Annotated in this window: 23 protein-coding genes and 1 pseudogene; 10 read left to right on the top strand and 14 right to left on the bottom strand. The window is 62.5% G+C overall.

What is annotated here, in order from left to right:
- Positions 1–30: 30 nt before the first annotated feature.
- The 11 genes from ETW24_RS03705 to ETW24_RS03655 all read right to left on the bottom strand — a co-directional run bounded on the left by ETW24_RS03705 (position 31) and on the right by ETW24_RS03655 (position 9,827).
- On the bottom strand, positions 31–477 hold the full coding sequence (locus ETW24_RS03705) for a molybdenum cofactor biosynthesis protein MoaE (protein ID WP_129369805.1): 447 nt from the start codon (positions 475–477) through the stop codon (positions 31–33).
- A gap of 4 nt (positions 478–481) precedes the next feature.
- Entirely contained in the window at positions 482–727 is a 246-nt protein-coding gene (gene moaD, locus ETW24_RS03700) for a molybdopterin converting factor subunit 1 (RefSeq protein ID WP_129369804.1), read from the bottom strand.
- On the bottom strand, positions 727–1,398 hold the full coding sequence (pgsA, locus tag ETW24_RS03695; protein WP_129369803.1) for a CDP-diacylglycerol--glycerol-3-phosphate 3-phosphatidyltransferase: 672 nt from the start codon (positions 1,396–1,398) through the stop codon (positions 727–729). The genes moaD and pgsA overlap by 1 nt, the downstream gene beginning before the upstream one ends.
- A gap of 129 nt (positions 1,399–1,527) precedes the next feature.
- Entirely contained in the window at positions 1,528–2,139 is a 612-nt protein-coding gene (locus ETW24_RS03690; protein WP_129369802.1) for a DUF922 domain-containing protein, read from the bottom strand.
- A 72-nt stretch (positions 2,140–2,211) separates the two neighbouring features.
- Positions 2,212–4,113 carry an excinuclease ABC subunit UvrC gene (gene uvrC / locus ETW24_RS03685; RefSeq protein ID WP_441328126.1) on the bottom strand — a complete coding sequence of 634 codons (1,902 nt, stop codon included), beginning with the start codon at positions 4,111–4,113 and terminating at the stop codon, positions 2,212–2,214.
- A gap of 299 nt (positions 4,114–4,412) precedes the next feature.
- A complete protein-coding gene (locus ETW24_RS03680) occupies positions 4,413–5,189 on the bottom strand; it encodes an SDR family oxidoreductase (RefSeq protein ID WP_129369800.1) in 777 nt (258 codons plus the stop codon).
- 33 nt (positions 5,190–5,222) lie between these two features.
- Positions 5,223–6,179, bottom strand: coding sequence for a calcium/sodium antiporter (locus ETW24_RS03675; RefSeq protein WP_129369799.1), 957 nt, complete (start codon positions 6,177–6,179; stop codon positions 5,223–5,225).
- Positions 6,180–6,350: 171 nt separating this feature from the next.
- Positions 6,351–7,148: a S49 family peptidase gene (locus ETW24_RS03670; RefSeq protein ID WP_129369798.1), complete on the bottom strand. Its 798-nt coding sequence runs from the start codon at positions 7,146–7,148 to the stop codon at positions 6,351–6,353.
- Between the two features lie 328 nt (positions 7,149–7,476).
- The gene (locus tag ETW24_RS03665; RefSeq protein ID WP_129369797.1) at positions 7,477–8,238 is read right to left on the bottom strand and encodes an ABC transporter permease; all 762 of its coding nucleotides are present in this window, start codon (positions 8,236–8,238) and stop codon (positions 7,477–7,479) included.
- The gene (locus tag ETW24_RS03660) at positions 8,235–9,194 is read right to left on the bottom strand and encodes an ABC transporter ATP-binding protein (RefSeq protein ID WP_129369796.1); all 960 of its coding nucleotides are present in this window, start codon (positions 9,192–9,194) and stop codon (positions 8,235–8,237) included. Before ETW24_RS03660 ends, ETW24_RS03665 begins: the two co-directional genes overlap by 4 nt.
- A 111-nt stretch (positions 9,195–9,305) precedes the next feature.
- Positions 9,306–9,827 (bottom strand): CoxG family protein, encoded by a 522-nt coding sequence (locus ETW24_RS03655; protein WP_129369795.1) that lies wholly within the window; start codon positions 9,825–9,827, stop codon positions 9,306–9,308.
- A 217-nt stretch (positions 9,828–10,044) separates the two neighbouring features.
- Between ETW24_RS03655 and ETW24_RS03650 the strand changes: the two genes are divergently transcribed.
- Entirely contained in the window at positions 10,045–10,719 is a 675-nt protein-coding gene (locus tag ETW24_RS03650; protein WP_129369794.1) for an NAD(P)-dependent oxidoreductase, read from the top strand.
- A gap of 263 nt (positions 10,720–10,982) precedes the next feature.
- Here the strand turns inward: ETW24_RS03650 and pobA are convergent, their stop codons facing one another.
- Positions 10,983–12,164 (bottom strand): 4-hydroxybenzoate 3-monooxygenase, encoded by a 1,182-nt coding sequence (gene pobA / locus ETW24_RS03645; RefSeq protein ID WP_129369793.1) that lies wholly within the window; start codon positions 12,162–12,164, stop codon positions 10,983–10,985.
- Positions 12,165–12,268: 104 nt separating this feature from the next.
- On the opposite strand from pobA, the gene ETW24_RS03640 reads away from it, so the two are divergent.
- Complete coding sequence (locus tag ETW24_RS03640) at positions 12,269–13,129, top strand: helix-turn-helix domain-containing protein (RefSeq protein WP_237456861.1); 861 nt, start codon at positions 12,269–12,271, stop codon at positions 13,127–13,129.
- Positions 13,130–13,173: 44 nt separating this feature from the next.
- Positions 13,174–14,259 (top strand): CaiB/BaiF CoA transferase family protein, encoded by a 1,086-nt coding sequence (locus ETW24_RS03635; RefSeq protein ID WP_129369791.1) that lies wholly within the window; start codon positions 13,174–13,176, stop codon positions 14,257–14,259.
- A 2-nt stretch (positions 14,260–14,261) separates the two neighbouring features.
- Here the strand turns inward: ETW24_RS03635 and ETW24_RS24150 are convergent, their stop codons facing one another.
- Positions 14,262–14,399 (bottom strand): hypothetical protein, encoded by a 138-nt coding sequence (locus tag ETW24_RS24150; RefSeq protein ID WP_164982652.1) that lies wholly within the window; start codon positions 14,397–14,399, stop codon positions 14,262–14,264.
- 115 nt (positions 14,400–14,514) lie between these two features.
- Positions 14,515–15,549: a uroporphyrinogen decarboxylase gene (gene hemE / locus ETW24_RS03630; protein WP_129369790.1), complete on the bottom strand. Its 1,035-nt coding sequence runs from the start codon at positions 15,547–15,549 to the stop codon at positions 14,515–14,517.
- A 197-nt stretch (positions 15,550–15,746) separates the two neighbouring features.
- Between hemE and hemC the strand changes: the two genes are divergently transcribed.
- The 7 genes and pseudogenes from hemC to ETW24_RS03595 all read left to right on the top strand — a co-directional run bounded on the left by hemC (position 15,747) and on the right by ETW24_RS03595 (position 21,009).
- The gene (gene hemC, locus ETW24_RS03625; RefSeq protein WP_129369789.1) at positions 15,747–16,706 is read left to right on the top strand and encodes a hydroxymethylbilane synthase; all 960 of its coding nucleotides are present in this window, start codon (positions 15,747–15,749) and stop codon (positions 16,704–16,706) included.
- Positions 16,707–17,373: 667 nt separating this feature from the next.
- Positions 17,374–17,730 (top strand): hypothetical protein, encoded by a 357-nt coding sequence (locus tag ETW24_RS03615; protein ID WP_237456857.1) that lies wholly within the window; start codon positions 17,374–17,376, stop codon positions 17,728–17,730.
- A 138-nt stretch (positions 17,731–17,868) separates the two neighbouring features.
- Positions 17,869–18,060 (top strand): annotated as a pseudogene (locus ETW24_RS25315) (transposase); the annotation flags it as partial.
- Positions 18,061–18,235: 175 nt separating this feature from the next.
- The gene (locus ETW24_RS03605; protein WP_129372832.1) at positions 18,236–18,820 is read left to right on the top strand and encodes an ANTAR domain-containing response regulator; all 585 of its coding nucleotides are present in this window, start codon (positions 18,236–18,238) and stop codon (positions 18,818–18,820) included.
- On the top strand, positions 18,720–19,262 hold the full coding sequence (locus ETW24_RS25155; RefSeq protein WP_129369787.1) for an ABC transporter substrate-binding protein: 543 nt from the start codon (positions 18,720–18,722) through the stop codon (positions 19,260–19,262). The genes ETW24_RS03605 and ETW24_RS25155 overlap by 101 nt, the downstream gene beginning before the upstream one ends.
- Positions 19,157–19,378: a hypothetical protein gene (locus tag ETW24_RS24145; protein ID WP_164982651.1), complete on the top strand. Its 222-nt coding sequence runs from the start codon at positions 19,157–19,159 to the stop codon at positions 19,376–19,378. Before ETW24_RS25155 ends, ETW24_RS24145 begins: the two co-directional genes overlap by 106 nt.
- A 263-nt stretch (positions 19,379–19,641) precedes the next feature.
- Positions 19,642–21,009 (top strand): CmpA/NrtA family ABC transporter substrate-binding protein, encoded by a 1,368-nt coding sequence (locus ETW24_RS03595; protein WP_129369786.1) that lies wholly within the window; start codon positions 19,642–19,644, stop codon positions 21,007–21,009.
- The last annotated feature ends 3 nt before the right edge of the window (positions 21,010–21,012 follow it).

Here is a 21,012-nt window from a genome sequence, read left to right as displayed (position 1 = left end):
GCGGGAGCCGCCCCCGTCCAGGTTCGCGGTTCACCAGCGTTTCAGCGCATCCTCGTCGGCATCCTTGGCCGCCACCCAGTCCGAGCCGCCGCTGGCCAGGATTTCCCTTTTCCAGAACGGCGCGCGGGACTTCAAATAGTCCATCAGGTATTCCGCCGCCTCAAACGCATCCTTGCGGTGACGGGCGGCGGTTGCGACCATCATGATGCGCTCGCCAGGTTCAAGGCGGCCATGGCGATGGATGACCAGTGCATCCGCCAGCGACCAGCGTTTCACGGCCTCTTCCGCTATAGCCGTCAGCGCCTTTTCGGTCATGCCCGGATAATGTTCGATCTCCATTGCCTGCAACCCGCCCTGATCCGCATCGCGCACCACGCCGGTAAAGGTCACCACGGCGCCGGCGCCCTCGGCGCCGGCCGCAAAGGCGTCGCTTTCGGCACCCAGTTCAAACGGTGCGTCCTGAACCGAGATTCGCATAGCGTCAGCCCCCCGTCATCGGCGGGAAAAAGGCAACTTCGCGCACGCCAGTCAGCGGCGCATCGAAATCAGACAGCTCCTGATCCAAGGCAACACGCAAGGCAGAAAGATCGGCAAAGGCAGCGGCATAGCGGTCTTCACGGGCGCGCAGCTCCTCAACCAGATCCGCAACGGTGGCTGCCGACGTCTCCACCCGCTCGCGCGGCAGGCCGATGCGTTCACGCACCCAGGCGAAATAGAGAATATCCATCAATGAGCCTCCTTCAGATGCGGCATCGCCTTGCGCAAGTAATCAGCGCCAGTGATTAGGGTGAGCGCTGCTGCAATCCACAGCAGCCACAAGCCCAGACGCCCCGTCCAGATCACACCGGCCTCTTTCCAGCGCAGCCCGAACAGATCTTCCAACTCGCCGGCGATGATCTGCGAGTAGATCTGATCATCCATGCCGAATGAGGACATCACCAGATAATGTTCGAAGATGCCTTGCGAAAACAGCGTAGCGATGGCGATCATCTGCGCAGTGGTCTTCCACTTTGCCAGTTTGGTCACTTTCAGCGTGCCGGCCGTGTCGCCCAGATATTCGCGCAAGCCCGAGACAAACACCTCGCGGAACAGGATCACCGTGGCCGGCAGCACCAGCCAGGGGGTCCAGTGTTCAGCAGCATATCCCACCAGGATCATCAGCGCGATCACCACCATCGCCTTGTCGGCAATCGGGTCCAGCATCGCGCCTATCTTGGTTTCCTGCTTCCAGGCCCGTGCCAGGTAGCCGTCGAACCAGTCGGTCACCGCCGCCGTGACAAACAGCAGCAGCGCAAACCAGTCCGCATAGGGACGGGAGAAATACAGAAACATCACGGCCAGGCCAGGCGCTGCGACGAGCCGCATCAGGGTGAGGATATTCGGCAGGGTCCACTTCATGCCGCGCACATTATCCGGCTGTTTCGCAAGAGGAAAGCGGGCTTGATCAAAATTCGGCGATGGCCGGGCCGGGATAGGCCGCAACAGCCGGCGGCACCTGCCCTTTGACACACGCGGGCCGTGCCCTGCTCACCCTATGGACGTATCCAGCAGCGCGCCCTTGGTTTCGCCGTGATGGGTGGAATGGTCAAACTTCCGGTGCACCTCGTTCAACCGGTCCCGGTCGATAAAGATATGATTGTTGATCTCCCGCATCAGGTCTTCCTTGGCCAGTTTCAGCGCCTCCGCCTCGGTATCTGCCAGCCCGGTTCCCTTCAGCTTGTTCAGCTCCTTGGCGATTTTCTCGCATTCCTTCTTGGCCTTATCCACATGCTGCGCTTCATGAACCAGACAGCACGCATAGAACCGGTACCATTCAATCAGCGCCCGCGGCGGCAGCCCGCTGACTGACCGTTTCGGGCAGCGAATAGTCGAATGCAGGACCAGCTTCAGCGCCGAGACTTTGGCCTTCACCTCGAACCAGCCCGTTTTCTTTTCGATCTTGGGCTTGCCGTCGGCGGCGTATTTGCCTTTGGCGGTCAGGCATTCCAGCTCAGTGGTGGTCAAAAACGCCACCTTTTTGTTGTCGTTCGGATCCTTCGGCCCTTTGCTTTTTATGCTCTTGGCAATGGCAGGCAGAGTTTTGCCGGACACGGAATAGGTGTCGTAGACAACGGATTTCATGGTCAGGGATACAGGCATAATTCCTCCGGGCAGTAAAAAGGCTGCCCTGCAGATTTAGCACGAAACCGGCCGGCCCCCAAATATCCGCCCTTACCCCTGCGCGTGGAAGTGGTCGTAGATCCGTTCGGCCAGAGCCTCGGATATCCCGTCCACTGCCCTGAGGTCGGCCAGATTGGCACGGCTTACCGCCTTGGCACTGCCAAAATGCGCCAGCAGCGCGCGCTTGCGGGAGGCGCCGACACCCGGCACCTCATCCAGCGGTGTCGCGCTCATCGTTTTGGCCCGTTTGGCGCGGTGGGTGCCGATTGCGAACCTGTGCGCCTCGTCCCGCATCCGCTGGACAAAATACAGCACCGGGTCGTTGCGCTGCAGGGCAAAGGCCCGTTCACCGGTGCGGTAGAACTCCTCCTTGCCGTGGTCGCGGTCGACACCTTTGGCCACCCCCACCATCGGGATGTCCTGCACGCCGTGTTCCGCCATGATCTCGGCCACCGCGGAAACCTGCCCCGCGCCGCCATCGATCAGCAGCAGATCCGGCCACAGGCCCTTGTCCCGGTCCGGGTCTTCTTTCAGCAAGCGCGAGAAACGGCGGTTCAGAACTTCCTTCATCATGCCGAAGTCATCGCCCGGCACCAGGTCATCGCCCTTGATGTTGAACTTTCGATAGGCGTTTTTCATGAAACCTTCCGGCCCCATAACGATCATGCCCCCCACCGCATTGGTGCCCTGGATATGGGAGTTGTCGTAGACCTCGATCCGCTGCGGCGGGCCGTCCAGCCCGAACGCCTCGGCCAGCCCGCGCAGCAGCTTGGTCTGGGTGGCGCTTTCGGCCATGCGGCGGGCCAGGCTTTCACGGGCATTACGCACGGCAAAGGCCACCAGTTCGGTCTTCTCGCCGCGTTGAGGCACCAGCAGCTCGACCTTGCGCTCAGCCTTCCCGCCCAGCGCCGCCTCCATCAGGTCGGCGTTTTCAATCGCATCCGACAGGATCAGCTGCCGCGGCGGCTCCTTGTTGCCGTAGAACTGGCCCAGGAAGGCCTCCATAACCTCGGCCGGGCTGTTGTCGGCATCGACCCGAGGATAGAAATCCTGGTTGCCCCAGTTCTGGTTGGCCCGGATGAAAAACACCTGCACACAGGCCTGGCCGCCATCCATATGCAGGCCGATCACATCCGCTTCGGCGACGCCGCGCGGGTTGATGCCCTGGCTGGACTGCACCTGGGTCAGCGCCTTGATCCGGTCGCGCAGCGCCGCGGCGCGCTCAAACTCCATTGCCTCGGAGGCCGCCATCATCTGTTCTGCCAGCTCCTCCTGAATCTTGGTGGAACGGCCCGACAGGAACCGTTCAGCGTCGCGCACGCTTTCGGCATACCCCGCCTCGGAAATCAGCCCGGTGCAGGGCGCCGAGCAACGCTTGATCTGATACTGCAGGCAGGGGCGCGTGCGGGCTTCGAACATCGAATCCGAGCAGTTGCGCAGCAGGAACGCCTTTTGCAACTGGTTCAAGGTCCGGTTTACTGCGCCCGCGCTGGCAAAGGGGCCGAAATAGCTGCCCTTCTGCTTGCGCGCCCCGCGGTGTTTTTTGATCTGCGGAAACCCGTGATCCTTGGCGACCAGAATATTGGGGAAGCTTTTATCATCGCGCAGCAGCACGTTGTACTTGGGCTTCAGCTGCTTGATCAGGTTCTGCTCCAGCAGCAGCGCCTCGGTTTCCGTCCGCGTGGTCAGAAACATCATCGAGGTTGTAAGCGCAATCATCCGCTCGATCCGCGGGCTGTTGCCGGGGCGGCTGTAGTTCGACACCCGCGCCTTGAGGTTACGCGCTTTGCCCACGTAAAGCACCCGGCTGTCGGCATCCAGCATCCGGTAAACCCCGGGCGATGCATCCAGTGTTCTGAGGTAATCCTGGATCACGGCATAGCCGGTTCTGGGCTTTTCGGCGGGCGAATCCGCGGGGGGGGCGGCGGGCTGGTCAGTCATGCGTCCAGACATATGATTCCCCGCCCCTGGCTGCAATGTTTGCCTGCCCGGATCAAGAGCAGGGAAATCCACCGAAGCTGTGGATAACTACGGAGATATCTTTGGGCTATCCCGCCTTTTCCCTTATTATTTGGTGGTTTTGGACGAATGATTAAAAATTAGGCAACTTGATAAGGTATTGTTTTTACTGAAAACTTTCCGTAGCTCCTGTCAAGGTTTTGAAAACAAAGGCGTTTTTGTAACGCTTCCGTGACGGCAGGTGAACCGGTGCAAAACTTTCGGGGAAAGGGACATTTTGGTCCCTGTTTGCGTCACTCCAGCCCGTCGCTGTCCGGGGTTAGCCAGCCCAGATGCTGGCCGCCGTCGGTGCAGATCATCTGCCCGGTGACCGCCTTGGCCTGCAGCAAATAGGACAGGGCCGCGGTGACGTCTTCGGCATCCGCGCCCCGCTGCAGGATTGTGGCTGCGCGCTGGCGGGCAAACTGCTGCTGGCTTTGCCGCGGCCCCTGCAAGGTTGGCCCCGGTCCGATGGCATTGACCCGGATCTGCGGCGCCAGGGCCTGCGCGGCTGTCTGTGTCAGTGTCCACAGCGCAGACTTCGCCAGCGTGTAGCTCATGAATTCAGGTGTCAGTTTGCGCACTCTTTGGTCGATCATGTTGACCGCCAGCCCCCAGGCACGCGGCTCGCCGCCTGCATCCCGCACCAGCGGCACCTGCTGCGCGGCCATCGCCTGCAGCAGCACGAAGGGCGCCCGCAGGTTGCTGTCCAAATGCCGGTCCCAGCTGTTCCGCGTGGCGGTGGGCAGCGTGTCATGCTCAAAAACCGAGGCATTGTTGACCAGGCAAGTGACCGGCCCGCCAAGGGCCTCAGCCGCGCGGGGCAGTAAGGCCTGCGTTTGTCCTTCGTCCAAAAGATCCGCCTGCAGCACCGCCGCATCCCGCCCCAGGGCGCGGATCTGCTGCGCTGTATCCGCAGCCTCCTGCGCCGAGGACGCAAAATGGACGGCAACGTCATACCCGCGCGCGGCCAGGTCCAGCGCCATCGCCCGGCCCAGCCGCCTGCCCGCTCCGGTCACCAATGCCCGCATCTGCGCCTCCCTGCTGCCGCTGCAGTGACAGAGTTAGAACAGCACGGCCATATAGGCCAGATAGAGCGCCGTAAGAATGACACCCCAGATGCGGGTGATGTCCTGTTTCAGGAAGACAAACGGGATCAGCAGCAGCGAGGCCGCCAGCATCACCCAAAGATCGAACCGCAGGAATTCCGGGTCCACACTGATCGGGCCGATAAAGGTGGCGATGCCAATGATGGCCAGCAGGTTGAACATGTTGGACCCGATCACATTGCCCAGCGCCACATCGGCCTGGCGGCGCATTGCTGCCATGACAGTGGTCGCCAGCTCAGGCAGCGAAGTGCCCACCGCCACCAGGCTCAGGCCGATCACGGTTTCGCTGATCCCGTAGGTGCGGGCAATGATGGTGGCATTGTCGACCAGCAGATCGGCACCCAGCGGCAGGCCGATCAGGCCCAGCAGCAGGTAGATGCAGACGCGCCAATAGGGCATGTCCGGATCCGCTTCCTCGATCTCTTCCAGGCCGGCGTCTGCGGCGCAGTTGTTGCCATTGCGCCGGTGATTGCGGGCTTCGTGAAACGCCACGCCCAGCACCCCGGACAGCGCTGCCAGCAGGATCAGGCCGGACCAGACCGTGAAAGTGCCGCAAAAGGCAAGACCGATGAACAGGACCGATGCGGCCAGCATGAAGACATAGTTTTTGCGGGTGTTGCATTCGCTGGTGTGCAAGGCCCGCATCAGCGCGGGAATGCCAAGAACCAGCAGAATGTTGGCAGTGTTGGAGCCGACCACATTGCCCATCGCAATTCCATCAGCGCCCTCATGCACCGCACTGATGGCAATCAGCAATTCCGGCGCCGAGGTGCCAAAGGCCACGATCGTCAGGCTGACAATCAGCGCAGGCACCCCCAGCCGCAGGCTGAGGTTCACCGCCCCGCGCACCAGCGCATCGCCTGCCAGCAGCAGGATCACCAGGCCCAAAGCCGAATACAGCCATGGCATCATTTGCCACGATCTCCTTTTTTGCAGGCACAGGGGCCTTTGCCGATCCGGAAGCGGCCGCAGGAGGGGCAACGCCTGGAATTGATCTGTTTCTGGCCCGGGAAGCGCAGCTTGCCGAACATGGCAAGCACCGCCATCACCACCAGAAAAAGTGCAACAATCTTGAACAGCACGTCAGAGGCCGAAACGCGCGTATTCCGCCCGCTCCTCGATCCCGGCCAGCGCATCCTGTGCGACCTGCATGCCCAAGCGGCTGAGCAGCGGCTTCTTAAGCCCGTAGCGGCGGAAGCGGACCTTGTCGCCGAAACGCTCCTGCATTTTGGGTTTCAGGTGGCCGATGCCGTCGATCAACCCCAGGTCCAAGGCCCTGCGGGCCAGCCAGATCTCGCCGGTGAACAGGTTTTCCTCGCTGTGCAGCTTGGCGCCGCGGCGGTCTGTCACATGGTCGATGAAATTGGCGTGGATGTCGTTCAGGATCACTTTCAGACGCTGCACATCCTCGGGATCTTCCGGGCGGAACGGATCCAGCATGGATTTGCTCTCGCCGGCTGTATAGACCCGGCGCTCCACGCCCTGGCGGGCCAGCAGCACATGGGCGCCAAAGCCGGCGGAGATCACCCCGATCGAACCCAGCACCGAGCTGGCGTCAGCCCAGATTTCATCCGCGGCAGCGGCCAGCCAATAGCCGCCCGAGGCCGCAACATCCTCGACAAAGGCGTAGACCGGGATGTTCAGTTCTACCGCCAGGCGGCGGATGCGGGCGCCGATCAGCGAGCTTTGCACCGGCGAGCCGCCGGGCGAGTTGATTTCCAGCGCCACCGCGGCGGGTTTACCCTTGCGGAAGGCACGCTCCAGCACTGGTGCCAGGGCCGCATCGCTGAGCGAGCCGCGGCCGGGCATTCCGATGGCGCCATTCAGGCGAACCACTGCCACCAAGGGCTGTCTATTCAGGAAAGGCAGGCGAAATCTCATGGCGCCGATGTAGAGAGCCGCCCGGGGTGAAACAAGGTGCGCGTCCCGGGGAATTGGCGTGAAATGCAAAATCCGCACAGCCGCGGGCATAAATGCAACGCTGGTTTGCAGCCGGCAAATAAGCCAGGAGGCTCCCGCCCGTCAGGCCGGCTGCTTGCAGCAGCCGCCTTCCCGTTGGGCCGGGCGCCGCGCTGCCGCGCGGCGCAGCGTGCTCTGCCGGTCAATGACGCAACACCCGGCACGCGCAGCGTGCCGGGCCCAACCGGGAGGGCGCCCAACGGGCACCCGCAGCGGGCGGGAGCCTCCCGCACCGCATCCAGCCGCCGGATCAGGCCCGGATGCGCCAGCCTGTTTTGAAGATCCACCAGATGACGCCCATGCAGGCCAGGGTAAAGCCGCCGATTGCGCAGAGGCTCAGCAATACCGGCACATCCGCCTGGCCGAAGAACGCCCAGCGGAAACCCGATACCAGATAGACCACCGGGTTGAACAGGGTGATGGTCTGCCAGACCGGCGGCAGCATCGAGATTGAGTAGAATGAGCCCCCCAGGAACACCAGCGGCGTCACCACCAGCAGGGGCACCAGCTGCAGCTGCTCAAAATTCCCGGCCCAGATGCCGATAATGAACCCCATCAGCGAGAAGCTGAGGCAGGTCAGCACCAAAAACGCCACCATTGCAATCGGGTGCTGGATGGAGAGATCCACAAACAACGACGCCGTGCACAGGATCACCACGCCGATAAACAGCGACTTGGTTGCCGCCGCCCCGACAAATCCCGCAACCACTTCCAGGAAATTGATCGGCGCCGACAGGATTTCGTAGATGTTGCCGATGAATTTCGGGAAATAGATCCCGAAAGACGCATTGGAGATGCTCTGGGTGATTACCGACAGCATGATCAGCCCCGGCACGATAAAGGCCCCGTAGTCGATCCCGTCAACCTCCTGGATCCGGCTGCCGATGGCGCTGCCGAAGACCACAAAGTAAAGCGATGTGGACAACACCGGCGAGATGAAACTTTGCAGAAAAGTGCGCCAGAACCGCGCCATTTCCGCCTTGTAGATGGTTGCGACCGCTGTCCAGTTCATGCTGCGTCCCCCTGAACGTCGCCGGCCGAAGCCCCACCCCCCGAAACAAGCCCGACAAAAATATCTTCCAGGCTGGATTCCCGTGTTTGCACATCCGCCAGCACCAGCCCGGCCTGCGCCACGTCATTCAGCAGCGTGGTGATGCCGGTCCGTTCCGCCCTTGTGTCATAGGTATAGAGCAGCGCACCGCCGCCGTTCACCAGCTGCAATTCATGCTGCGCCAGCGCTTCCGGAATGGTGTCAACCGGCGTGGTCAGCTGCACCTCCAGCTGTTTCTGCCCCATCCGGGCCATCAGCTGTTCCTTCGCCTCGACCAGCAGCAGCTCGCCACCGGTGATCACACCGACCCGGTCGGCAATCGCCTCGGCTTCCTCAATGTAATGTGTCGTCAGGATGATGGTGACGCCGCCGGCCTTCAACTCATCCACGATCGCCCACATGTCCTTGCGCAGTTCCACATCCACGCCCGCCGTCGGCTCATCCAGGAACAGAATGCGCGGATCATGCGCCAGCGCTTTGGCAATCAGCACCCGGCGCTTCATGCCGCCGGACAGCTCCATTACCTTGGCATCCCGTTTTTCCCACAGCGACAGCTTGCGCAGAATATCCTCGATCCGCGCCGGATCGGCAGGCTTGCCGAACAGGCCGCGCGAAAAACTGACCGTGTCATGCACCTTGGCAAAAGGCTCCAGGGTGATTTCCTGCGGCACCAGCCCGATCAGCGAGCGCGCAGCGCGGAATTCGGCCACATTGTCGAAGCCGCCAACACTGACATGGCCCGAGGTCGCGGTGGTGATGCCGCAAATGGTAGAAATCAGGGTCGTCTTGCCCGCACCATTGGGGCCGAGCAGAGCCAGAATCTCACCTTCTTCAATATCAAGCGAGACGCCTTTCAGCGCCTCGAACCCGCCGTCGTAAACTTTGCGCAGGTCGCGGATCGACAGAATGGACGCCATGGTGCCTCCGGCATGTTCTCAAATCCCGGCCACCCTAACGGCGGCCTGCCGACACTGCCAGCCCCCGCCTTGCAGACGCGCCTGTGCGCCTGCGCAGAGCTGATACGGGGATCAGCCGCGGCCCGTCACCTTGCTGAACCAGCCTTTCTTTTCGCCCTCTTCCTGGGTCTCTTCGCCGTCTTCGGTGCCCTCTTGCGGTGCCAGATGCGCTTGCAGATTGGCAAAAAACTGATCCGCCATCTTTTTGGCAAAACCGTCGATAATGCGGCTGCCAAGCTGTGCCAGCTTGCCGCCGACCTTGGCCTCAACCTCATAAGACAACAGCGTGCCTGTGTCCGAAGGCGCCAGCGTCACAACCGCCCCGCCTTTGGCAAAGCCGGCCGCGCCGCCTTTGCCTTCACCGGAAATGGTCAGCGTTTCATTCTCTACCAGATCCGACAGGCTGACCTGGCCTTTGAAGGTGGCTTTGACCGGGCCGACTTTTTGCGTGACAGTGGCTTCGAACCCCTCTTGCGGCGTGCCGGTGACCTCTTGCGCGCCGGGCACACATGCCTTCAGCACCTCCGGCGTCAGCAGCGCCGAATAGACGGTTGCGGGATCGGCGGCGATCTCCTTCTGGTCACTCATCTGCATGGGCTTGGCCTCCCTGGCGTATGTTTCCGGTTCCTCTCAGACCTAGCCGCACCGCAGCCCCCTGCCAAGCCGGCATTGGCCCGTGCCCCTGATCTGCACCGCTCAGGTCAGATCAGTAGAGCGGTGCAACTGCCGCAGCGTCAACCTTTGCAATTTTATCTTTACGTCGAGATTTATCCGCTATATCTCGACGTAAAGATAAATCAAGGAGCATACAATGAAGATCATCATTTTCGGCGCCACCGGCGATGTGGGCAGTGCAGCCGTAAAGGCCGCAGCACAGCGCGGCCATCAGGTAACGGCCGTGTCGCGCACGCCTTCAGCCCTTGCCGCAATCAGCCCCTTGGTTACTCCGCGGCCGCTGGATCTGCTGACGGATCCGCAGGCCGCGGTCAACGCGGCAGCAGGCCATGATCTGGTCATCAGCGCCCTGCGCCCGCCCGCCGGGCGCGAAGAGGACCTGATTCCGCTGACCCGCACCGCGGTGCAGGCCGCGCGCCACGCCGGCGTTCCGGCCCTGGTAACAGGCGGCGCGGCCTTGCTGAAGCTGGCGGATGGCAGCGCCCACACAGTGCTGAGCGCACCGGGTTTTCTGCCGGAGGCCTCCCGCCTGATTGCCGAAGCCTGCGCGGCCCAAGACGCCATGCTGGAGCAGGAAACCGGGGTGGAATGGACCTGCCTGCGCCCGCCCGCGCTGCTGACAGAGGGCCCGCTGACCGGCCAATACCAGCTTGGCACCGATACGCTGCTGACAGACGCAGCGGGTGTGTCGCAGATCTCCTTTGCGGATTTCGGCGCCGCGCTGCTGGATCTGGCTGAAAACCCGCGCCCTGCCAGCCAAAGACTGACTGTTGCCTGGGGCGCTCCCGCCCCCGCCCTGGCGGCCGGCTGACGCCGGACCTTGGGCAGCGTTGGGCCGGGCAGCGTGCTGCGCACGCAGCGGTAGCGCAATGGCGGCAACGGCATCTGTGCTTGTCAGACAGTCAGGCCAGGTTTGAATATCTACCAGAATGGCTTGCCGCAGACGGGCCCGGCGCCGCGCACCAGCGCGGCGCCGGGCCCAAGGCTTTGCCTTGCATCCAGGATGCATTGCAAAGGCGCGGGAGCCTGCCGCTTCATAGCCGGCGCATAGTCTTGCTCCTGCGAGAAGCCCCCCTAATACGGCAACCCGACGTAATTCTCTGCCAGCGCGGCCCGCGCCGCCTCTGAAGAGAATAGATAGTCCAGATCCGCCCGCTGCAGCCGCAGATCGGTCTCGGAGCCTTCCGGGAAACGATGCAGCAGGTTGGTCATCCACCAGCTGAACCGCTCCGCCTTCCAGACCCGCGCCAGTGCTTTTTCGGAATAGCGGTCCAGCCCTGCACTGTCGCCCCGCAGGTAGTGGTCCAGGAAGCCATGATAGAGGTAGTAAATGTCCGAGGCCGCCGAATTCAGCCCCTTGGCACCGGTCGGCGGCACAATATGGGCGGCGTCGCCCGCCAGGAACAGATTGCCGTACCGCATCGGCTCCGCCACGAAACTGCGCAATGGCGCGATGGATTTCTCGATTGACGGGCCGGTTTCCAATTGCCCTGCCACCTGTTCCGGCAGCCGGCGCTTCAGCTCTGCCCAGAAGGCCGCATCGCTCCAATCTTCGGCCCGGTCCGTTAACGGCACCTGGATGTAGTAACGGCTCAGCACCCGGCTGCGCAGCGAGCAGAGAGCGAAGCCGCGCTCATGGCGTGCATAGATCAACTCCTGCGCAACCGGCGGCGTTTCCGACAGAACCCCTAGCCAGCCGAAGGGATAGACCTTTTCGTATTCCTTCAGCACCTCCGCCGGAATAGATTTGCGGCTGACCCCGTGAAAGCCGTCGGCGCCTACGATGAAGTCGCAGTCTGCCCGTTGCGATGCGCCGTCCTGCTCCCAGGTCACATAGGGGCGCGCATCCGTCAGCGCATGCGGCTGCACATTCTGCACATCGTGCAAAACCTCACCACCCATCGCGTCGCGCGCCTCATACAGATCGCGGGTCACCTCGGTCTGGCCGTAGACCATTACCGTCTCGCCGCCGGTGTGTTTTGCCAGGTCGATCCGGTCCAGCCGCCCCTGATGGGCAATATGGAACCCCTCGTGGATCTCCCCTTCGCGGTCCATCCGGCCGCTGCAGCCAGCCTCGCGCATCAGATTGACAAAGCCGTGTTCCAACACCCCGGCGCGGATCCGGCCCAGCACATACGCGCGGCTGTGCTTCTCCAGAACGATTGAACTGACCCCTTGGCGATGGAGCAGCTGCGACAGCAGCAGCCCCGAAGGCCCGCCGCCAATGATGACAACCTGCGTCTGATGCGTGGACATGCGCGTTCCCCGATTTTCCGACTTGTGCTTGCAGGGTGCAGTTATGCGCTGCGCACACATCTTTGCGAATGGACCCAACGCGCCAGTTCTTGTACATTTCATACATGCAGACGCTAACCTCCATCGACACCTACAACCTGTTTGGCGAGACCGCGGAACTCGCTGATATTCTGCATGTGGAGACCATCCGCGCGCGTTCCGAACTGCATGATTGGGAACTGAGACCGCACCGCCATGCCCGGCTGCACCAGATACTGGTGCTGACCGGCGGTGCAGGAGAGGCGGATCTTGACGGAAACAGCCACACCCTGTCCCCGCCCTGCCTGATCAATGTGCCCCGCGGCGTGGTGCATGGCTTCCGCTTTGGCAACCGCACCGGCGGCTGGGTGATCACGCTCGCTTCGGATTTGCTGGACCAGAGCCTGGCACCGGGCGAAGGGATGCGCGCACCGCTGGATCTGCCTGCCGTCCTGCCCTTGCCCGAAGGGCTGCAAAGCCTGGCTGCGCGCCTGTTCCGGGAATACGGCAACAAGGATTTTGGCCGCGCGCAGATGCTGCGCGGACTAGCGTTGTCGGTTACCGCGCTGACCGCCCGCGCCATCGCCGCCGCCCAGGGAGAAGATCCGCAGGCCCGCGCCAGCCCGCTGTTTGCCCGGTTCGAGGCGCTGGTAGAGCGCGACTTCCGCCTGCGGCGCCCGCTGGCGGACTACGCTTGCGCGCTGGCTGTCTCTGCAACCCACCTCAACCGCATCGCCCATCAGGCCACCGGCCAGCCGGCCTCGGCCTTGGTCCGCGCCCGTGTCCTGCGCGAGGCGCGGAGGCTGCTGATCTACACCAACCTGACCGCGGCGCAGATCGCCTATGAACTGGGCTTTACCGATCCGGCCCATTTCAGCCGGATCTTTGCCAAGGGCACCGGACTGCCGCCACGGAAGTTCCGCCAGCAGCTTGCCCAAGGCAGCTGAGCCGCCGCAGACTGATCCAGCCGGGCATCACGAAAGGGACCGAAATGCTGCAAGGGATCCGTATTCTCGAGGTCGAAGGCCTGGGCCCCGGCCCCTTTGCCGCAATGACACTGGCCGACCTCGGGGCCGAGGTGATCTGCGTCAACCGCAAGGGCGGCACCGTCACCCCCGGAATGCCGGAACGCTCGCTGTTGGACCGGGGCAAACGATCAATCGGGCTGGATCTGAAAGAGCCAGCTGATGCTGAAACCTTTCTGGCTCTGGCCGCCACCGCCGACGGGTTGATCGAGGGTTTCCGCCCCGGCGTGATGGAACGGCTGGGCCTTGGCCCGGAAACCTGCCGCGCGGTCAATCCCGCACTGGTCTATGGCCGCATGACCGGCTGGGGGCAGGACAGCCCGCTGGCCCATGCCGCGGGGCATGATTTGAACTACATCTCGCTGTCAGGCGCGCTTTGGTATGCCTCATGCCCCGGCGATGTGCCGCAAACACCCGCCACGCTGGTCGGCGATATCGGCGGTGGCGCGATGTATCTGGTGGCCGGGATGCTGGCAGGCATCCTCAGGGCCAAAACAACCGGCGGCGGCTGCGTGGTGGACGCTGCAATCTATGACGGCTCGGCCCATATGATGAACCTCTTGATGAGCATCCGGCAGGCCGGCAATTTCGGTGTGCAACGCGGCGCAAACCTGCTCGACGGGCCGCATTGGAGCCGCACCTATGCCTGCGCCTGCGGCGGCTATGTCTCGGTGCAATGCCTGGAGCCGAAGTTCTATGCGCTGTTTCTGGAAAAGCTGCAGCTGTCCGAAGATCCAGCGTTCCATCAGCAGTTCAACAAAACCCTCTGGCCCGCGCTCACAGGCCGCCTCGCCGGGATTTTCGCCAGCCAGGCGCGTGATCACTGGGCGGCGCTTTTTCAAGGCACAGACGCCTGCGTGGCACCGGTGCTGAACCCCGAAGAAGCCCGGGCGCACCCGATGAACAGCCGCGGCACATGGGCTGAAGCGCAGGGTGTGCTGCAGGCTGCTCCTGCCCCGCGGTTTTCAGATCAGCCGGAATGGACCCCGCCGGAAATCCCCGCACGCGGACAGCATACGGATGAAATCCTGGCGGAATTGGGCCTGAAGTAGGCTCAGTCTTCTTTTTTGGGTTTTTCGGCTGCCGCTTTCATACGCTTCAGCAGCTCGGTCTTGTCCGACTGCTTGCCAAAGGGGTTCTTCTTGGTCCCCTTGGCATTATGTTCGGCGTGACGAGGTTTATTCTTGCCCATTTTGGGTGCTCCAGATTTACCGTAATCCACCGTTATGTCCTTATTCGCGGCGCGTGCTGCTGCGCTGATGCCCGAAACCGCCGCCCGGCACAAGGCCGGGCCGCTGCTGAACCGCTCAGCCGCCGCGGACCGTGTCGATCATCAGCTGCACATTGTCCGGGTCCGCATCCGGCGTGATGCCATGGCCCAGATTGAAAATATGCGGGCCGTTCTTGAAGGCATCAACAATGCGGCGGGTTTCATCCACCAGGTCCTGCCCGCCGGTCACCATGTGGCGGGACGCCAGATTGCCCTGCACGCAGCCGTCCGCCTGCACATGGGCAGCCGCCCAGGCCGGATCAACGGAGTTGTCCAGCGCCACACAGTCCACACCAGTTGCCTTGGCAAAGCCCACGTATTTCTCACCCGCTTCGCGCGGGAAACCGATGACGGGAATGCCCGGGTGGCGCTCCTTCAGCGCTGCGGTGATCTGGCGGCAGGGCTCCAGCGCATATTTCTGGAACGCCTCGCCCTTCAGCGAGCCGGCCCAGCTGTCAAAGATCTTGACCACTTCGGCGCCGGCCTCGATCTGCTTGGACAGATAGTCAATGGTGGCTTCGGTGATCCGCGCCAGCAGCGCCTCGAACAGGGCAGTGTTTTCCTCGCGCAGGGCGTGGGCAGGCCCCTGATCCGGCGTTCCGCGGCCCGCGATCATATAAGTCGCAACGGTCCAAGGTGCACCTGCGAACCCTATCAGCGTCGTCTCGGACGGCAGTTCACGCGACAGGATGCGGACGGTCTCATAGATCGGGTTCAGCGTCTCGTGGATATCCGATACCGGACCCAGTTTTGCAAAGTCGTTCTCGGTGGTGATGGTCGACAGCCGCGGGCCTTCGCCGGTCACGAACCACAAATCCGCCCCCAGCGCCTGCGGGATAAGCAGAATATCGGCAAACAGGATCGCTGCGTCAAAGCCATAGCGGCGGATCGGCTGCAGGGTCACTTCGGCGGCCAGTTCAGGATTGTAGCAAAGCGACAGGAAATCCCCGGCCTCAGCCCGCGTCGCGCGGTATTCCGGCAGATAGCGGCCCGCCTGGCGCATCATCCAGATCGGCGGCACATCCTGTTTCTCACCCGCCAATGCGCGCAGCAGCTTCTTTTGTCCACCCATGGTCATCCTCGCTATCAATCGCCCGTATAGATCGCCCTCTGAGGTCACGCCTGCGGGGCGGAATGTCAAGAGCAGGGGCGATCTGGCGCGCCCTGCCCTCAAGCGCCTTGTCCTATATCAATGCCGCCTCCCCAGGCATGTGAGAAAGGCAAAAACCGGTTTCCTCCGGGGCGCAAACTGATTTAAGGCTTCTTCTTATGACACTGACCCTGCCCACCCCCGCTTCGCCCCTGAAAATCGGCACCCGCGGATCGCCGCTGGCGCTGGCCCAGGCCTATGAGACCCGCGCCCGCCTGGCCGCCGCCTTCGATCTGCCGCAAGAGGCGTTCGAGGTGGTGGTGATCAAGACCACCGGCGACAATCAGGCGCTGATCGCAGCGGACAAGCCGCTGAAAGAGCTGGGCGGCAAGGGGCTGTTCACCAAGGAGATCGAAGAGGATCTTCTGTCCGGTGCCATCGACATTGCGGTGCATTCGATGAAGGACATGCCGGTGCTGCAGCCGGAGGGGCTGGCGCTGGACACCTATCTGCCGCGCGAGGATGTGCGCGATGCGTTCATTTCCCCGTCTCTCAAATCACTTTCTGACCTGCCAAAGGGCGCGGTGGTCGGCACGTCATCCTTGCGCCGCCGCGCGCAGCTCTTGAACCGCCGTCCCGATCTGAACGTGGTAGAATTCCGCGGCAACGTGCAGACCCGGCTGCGCAAACTGTCCGAGGGTGTCGCGGAATGCACCTTCCTGGCGATGGCCGGCCTCAACCGGCTGGCGATGGCGGATGTGCCTGCCACAGCGATCGAAACAAACGACATGCTGCCCGCAGTGGCACAAGGCGCCATCGGCATTGAACGGCGCGCGGATGACAGCCGCGCCGCCGAGATGCTCTCAGCAATTCATGACGGTGAAACCGGCCAGCGCCTGGCCGCCGAACGCGCCTTTCTGGCGGCGCTTGACGGCTCCTGCGAGACTCCGATTGCGGGCCTTGCCGAACTCGACGGCCCCACCCTGCGCCTGCGCGGCGAAGTGCTGCGCCCGGATGGTTCCGAAGCGATCAACGATGATCAGACCTGCCCGGTGGAAGACGGTGCGGAATTGGGCCGGGAAATGGCGGCAAAGCTATTGGAGAAAGCCGGCAAGGGGTTCTTCGACTGGAAAACCTGAAGCGAGGCTCTGCCTCGCGCTCCGGGGTATTTAAGGCCAGAAGAATAAAGGAGCCTCTCTTCATCTGGCTGAAAATATCTACCGTGTTGCTTCGGTCTCCATCTGGCCGCAACGATAGCATGGGCAAAGAGCGTGCAGACCTCAAATATCGGAACGCTCTTTGCTCATGCGATTTCAACAGAGCAGCCGTCCGTCGCTTGCGCGGCGAATTCAGTCAGAGCGCCCAGCGCGGAAGTGCTGAATTCTCAATGCGCCCGCTCGCAGCGCGCCTACCCGCCGCACTGCCGAAAATCACCCGCTGCATAGCAAAAGGAAACGCGGTCATTCAGGCAAGGTGCAGCAATTCCGAAGCCCTGAATTTACCCAATCCGGAACAGTCCTGACGTTCTCTGTATTTGCAGACAGGCAACCCGCCCAAGTCTGCTTTAGACACCGGGTGCAAAATCGCTCCGCGATAGGGACTCTGCGTGGCCGGTGTCGGGCTGAACCGGCGTTTATTTCTCGGTTTAGGAGGTCGGGTATGTGCTGTTGGCCGAGGTGATTTCGCCTCGGTCGACAGAGAGTTTCCCATGACCGTTCAACAGTCCACACCGACGGCACCCCTTCGCGCCCGGGTAACTGCCGGTATGCCGCCGCGCAAACTTGGACTGGTTCTCTAACCAGCCACTTGCGGGTCTGCAAGCGGCATCTGATCGAGAGCGGGTCGAGTTTCTGTACCCGCAACCAGACCATCACCGGGGTGAAGGTTCTGTTCCGGATCACGCTGCGGCGGCATGACCTGGCGGCCGAAGTGTTCCACACTCATGATGCCGGTGAAGGTGCCGCTAGTGCTGAGCGGCAACGAGGTCAAGCACATCCTGATCATGGCACCAAGCCAGTGACGCTGCACACGATGTGTCGAAGACGCGCCTCTGGCACGCTGCGCCATTCATTCGCGACACATCTGCTGGAGCGCGGCGTGGACATCCGCGTCATCTATTACCTGGCAGTCGAGTGCGCCGCAATCTGCCGAGAGAGGGCATGATCTCGGCGGCGGAGAGCCCGCTGGACGATCTGACCGCGGCGAAGCGCAAGAAAGGCGCTCGGCGTCCATGCCGCGATGTGTAGATTGCGGGCATGACCACATTGCCTGCAACTCTTGCCGGAACAGGCACTGTCCCAACTGATCGGGCTGGCCCGGCTGCACGTCGCCGGGAAGCCGCGCTTCTTCGGCAGTCATGCCGGGCTTGCGGGTCGCGCGGCCTTCGACGCGTTTCTGCAACCGCTGCGCCGGATCGATTGGGTCGTGTTTGCCAAGGAGCCCTTCGCCGGACCCAGGGCCGGACTGGCATACCTATCGCACTACACTCACCGCGCTGAGAACTTCAAGCAGCCTCCCGCAGGCCGGCGTTTGGCTGCCGCCAGTTTCTTTTTACCAAGCCGAAGGTTCGGGCTGTTCGCCTAAAATTTCGGCGTAAGCACGTTATCTGAAAATCGCGCCGCATCAGTGGCCTTTACAGACATCTTCCGCCCTTTCCATGCTCTGCCGCATGCCCGGTGTCCTGTCCATTGTTGTTGTCGAAACAGACCGCGAACGCGCCTTCATGATTGTGGACGGGTTGCGGGAAGCCGGGGATTTCGACATTCAGGTCATCTCGGAACCTTCAGGCCTGGCGCGCCGGATACAGGTGCGTGACCCGGATGTTGTCCTCATCGATATTGCAGATCCCTCGCGCGGCATGCTGGAGGAACTGACGCTGGCATCCGGCCCCAAGGAACGTCCGGTGGCCATGTTTGTCGATCGCAGCGAGGACGGGCTATCTGCTGCCGCAGTGGAGGCCGGTGTCTCGGCTTATGTAGTCGACGGGCTGCAGCCCGCCCGGCTGAAGCCGGTTCTGGACGCCGCGATTGCCCGGTTCCGGCAGTTTCAGCAGATGCGCACCGAGCTTGCCGAAGCCAAGCGCGCCCTGGAGGAGCGCAAGGTCATCGACCGTGCCAAAGGCATCGTCATGAAGGCCCGCGGCATCGCCGAAGATGAGGCCTATGCGCTGCTGCGCAAGACCGCGATGGACCAGAACAAGCGCGTCCCAGACGTGGCGCAGGCGCTGGTCACCGCGGCAGGGCTGCTGGCATGAGCACGGCACGGGGATCCCTGGCGGCTATGTCCCGCTGACCGATGCGGCGCCGCTGATTGCCGCGCAGAATATGGGCTTTGCCGCCGAACAACAGCTGGCGCTGGAGCTGCACCGCGCGCTCTCCTGGTCGTCGCTGCGGGATATGCTGGCCGCGCGGCGACATCTCGATCTGCCCGCCGAAATCTTCGAGCGCGCGCTGCCGGGAATACTCACGGTCACACCTCAGGGCCTGCAGCGCGAAACATCCGGTTTCATCTGCTTTCTGACGGCGCCGCAGGCTTCTCCTGGCGGAGCCAGGTGCAATGGAGTGCCTTACAGCTCGCACACAGGAACGGCTTGGGCCGCAAGACGGCACTGGCAAAGGCCGGGCAGGTATTCGACAGCAACCTGCACCGCAACGCCCTACGCGGGACCGGCGCCGACATGCCCGGCGCCCCTTTGACACTGGAAGGCGCGATCAGCACCCTGCTGCAGGCAGCCGGAGAATCGGCAGCGGCCAGCCTGTTACAGAACCGGTTCTTCGATGGCCGCGTTTTTGATCCCCAGGCCGCGGCCTGATGAAAAAGCAGGCAGCTTTCCAAGCCATCATGCTGCAACGCAGAATTTCTTGCTGCATGAGCAAAGAAGTCTTTGCCGCCTTGCTCCTCCTCCGGCAGCCTGAGGTCAGACAGGCAACGGTGCCTGACTGAGAATTTTCCCGAAGACCGGGTTTCACTGAGCAAAGCCGCTCGACCCGCCGCCACACTTTCAGGCGGTGCGTGTCAGCGGCTTTTTCTATTCGGCCTTCGGGCCGGACACAGCAATAAAAGGAAACCGACCCGATGAAGAAACTTGTCCTCGCCTTAACTGCCACAACCGCGCTGACCGGGCCGGCTCTGGCTGAAATGCACGACCTGGAAAAGGACGTTCTGACCTTCGGTTTCATCAAGCTCACCGACATGGCGCCGCTGGCGGTAGCCTATGAGCAGGGGTTCTTCGATGATGAGGGGCTGTTTGTGACCCTCGAAGCGCAGGCGAACTGGAAAGTGCTGCTGGACGGGGTGATAGATGGCACCCTGGACGGCGCCCACATGCTGGCAGGCCAGCCGCTGGCCGCGACTATCGGTTACGGCACCAAAGCCCGCATCGTGACCCCGTTCTCAATGGATCTGAACGGCAACGGCATCACCCTGTCCAACGAGGTCTGGGAAATGATGAAGCCGAACCTCCCGACAGACGCCGACGGCCGGATCGCGCATCCGATTTCCGCCGCCTATCTGAAGCCGGTGATCGAGAGCTTCAACGCCAAGGGCAAGCCGTTCAAGATGGGCATGGTGTTCCCGGTCTCCACCCACAACTATGAACTGCGCTACTGGCTGGCGGCTGGCGGTGTTAACCCCGGCTACTACTCGCCCGAAAATGTGACCGGCCAGATCGGCGCCGAGGCGTTCCTGTCGGTGACACCGCCGCCGCAGATGCCTGCGACATTGGAGGCGGGCACCATCTCCGGCTACTGCGTCGGGGAGCCGTGGAACCAGCAGGCCGTGTTCAAGGGCATCGGCGTACCAGTCATCACCGATTACGAGATCTGGAAAAACAACCCGGAAAAGGTGTTCGGGATCACCGCAGAGTTTGCCGAGGAAAACCCCAACACAACCCGCGCCGTGGTCAAGGCGCTGATCCGCGCGGCCCAGTGGCTGGATGAAAACGATAACGCCAACCGTGCGGAAGCGGTCGAGATCCTGTCGCGCCCGGATTACGTCGGTGCCGACCCGGAGGTGATCGCCAATTCGATGACCGGCACCTTTGAATACGAACCGGGTGACAAGCGCACGGTGCCCGATTTCAACGTGTTTTTCCGCTACAACGCCACCTATCCGTTCTATTCGGACGCGGTCTGGTACCTGACCCAGATGCGCCGCTGGGGCCAGATCGTCGAGCCCAAACCCGACAGCTGGTATGATGAAGTCGCGCGCTCGGTCTACAAGCCCGGGATCTATCTGGAAGCGGCAAAAATGCTGGTCGATGAAGGGCTTGCCGATGCTGCGGACTTCCCCTGGGACAGTGACGGATACAAGGCCCCGACCCCGGCCGCAGACATCATCGACGGCATCCCCTTTGATGGCAAAACCCCCAACGCCTACATCGACAGCCTGCCGATCGGCCTGAAGGCCGGCCAGACCGTCGCCGGCGGCGCCGTTCAGGGCTGACCC

It is taken from the genome of Leisingera sp. NJS204, from assembly GCF_004123675.1.
Classification (GTDB): domain Bacteria; phylum Pseudomonadota; class Alphaproteobacteria; order Rhodobacterales; family Rhodobacteraceae; genus Leisingera.
This window is presented reverse-complemented; position numbering and strand designations above follow the sequence as displayed.

Excerpts from the sequence above, each read along its gene's own strand:
- ETW24_RS03705 (WP_129369805.1), bottom strand. The coding sequence starts at position 477 with ATGCGAATCTCGGTTCAGGACGCACCGTTTGAACTGGGTGCCGAAAGC.
- moaD (WP_129369804.1), bottom strand. The coding sequence starts at position 727 with ATGGATATTCTCTATTTCGCCTGGGTGCGTGAACGCATCGGCCTGCCG.
- pgsA (WP_129369803.1), bottom strand. The coding sequence starts at position 1,398 with ATGAAGTGGACCCTGCCGAATATCCTCACCCTGATGCGGCTCGTCGCA.
- ETW24_RS03690 (WP_129369802.1), bottom strand. The coding sequence starts at position 2,139 with ATGCCTGTATCCCTGACCATGAAATCCGTTGTCTACGACACCTATTCC.
- uvrC (WP_441328126.1), bottom strand. The coding sequence starts at position 4,113 with ATGTCTGGACGCATGACTGACCAGCCCGCCGCCCCCCCCGCGGATTCG.
- ETW24_RS03680 (WP_129369800.1), bottom strand. The coding sequence starts at position 5,189 with ATGCGGGCATTGGTGACCGGAGCGGGCAGGCGGCTGGGCCGGGCGATG.
- ETW24_RS03675 (WP_129369799.1), bottom strand. The coding sequence starts at position 6,179 with ATGATGCCATGGCTGTATTCGGCTTTGGGCCTGGTGATCCTGCTGCTG.
- ETW24_RS03670 (WP_129369798.1), bottom strand. The coding sequence starts at position 7,148 with ATGAGATTTCGCCTGCCTTTCCTGAATAGACAGCCCTTGGTGGCAGTG.
- ETW24_RS03665 (WP_129369797.1), bottom strand. The coding sequence starts at position 8,238 with ATGAACTGGACAGCGGTCGCAACCATCTACAAGGCGGAAATGGCGCGG.
- ETW24_RS03660 (WP_129369796.1), bottom strand. The coding sequence starts at position 9,194 with ATGGCGTCCATTCTGTCGATCCGCGACCTGCGCAAAGTTTACGACGGC.
- ETW24_RS03655 (WP_129369795.1), bottom strand. The coding sequence starts at position 9,827 with ATGCAGATGAGTGACCAGAAGGAGATCGCCGCCGATCCCGCAACCGTC.
- ETW24_RS03650 (WP_129369794.1), top strand. The coding sequence starts at position 10,045 with ATGAAGATCATCATTTTCGGCGCCACCGGCGATGTGGGCAGTGCAGCC.
- pobA (WP_129369793.1), bottom strand. The coding sequence starts at position 12,164 with ATGTCCACGCATCAGACGCAGGTTGTCATCATTGGCGGCGGGCCTTCG.
- ETW24_RS03640 (WP_237456861.1), top strand. The coding sequence starts at position 12,269 with ATGCAGACGCTAACCTCCATCGACACCTACAACCTGTTTGGCGAGACC.
- ETW24_RS03635 (WP_129369791.1), top strand. The coding sequence starts at position 13,174 with ATGCTGCAAGGGATCCGTATTCTCGAGGTCGAAGGCCTGGGCCCCGGC.
- ETW24_RS24150 (WP_164982652.1), bottom strand. The coding sequence starts at position 14,399 with ATGGGCAAGAATAAACCTCGTCACGCCGAACATAATGCCAAGGGGACC.
- hemE (WP_129369790.1), bottom strand. The coding sequence starts at position 15,549 with ATGGGTGGACAAAAGAAGCTGCTGCGCGCATTGGCGGGTGAGAAACAG.
- hemC (WP_129369789.1), top strand. The coding sequence starts at position 15,747 with ATGACACTGACCCTGCCCACCCCCGCTTCGCCCCTGAAAATCGGCACC.
- ETW24_RS03605 (WP_129372832.1), top strand. The coding sequence starts at position 18,236 with ATGCCCGGTGTCCTGTCCATTGTTGTTGTCGAAACAGACCGCGAACGC.
- ETW24_RS25155 (WP_129369787.1), top strand. The coding sequence starts at position 18,720 with ATGAGGCCTATGCGCTGCTGCGCAAGACCGCGATGGACCAGAACAAGC.
- ETW24_RS03595 (WP_129369786.1), top strand. The coding sequence starts at position 19,642 with ATGAAGAAACTTGTCCTCGCCTTAACTGCCACAACCGCGCTGACCGGG.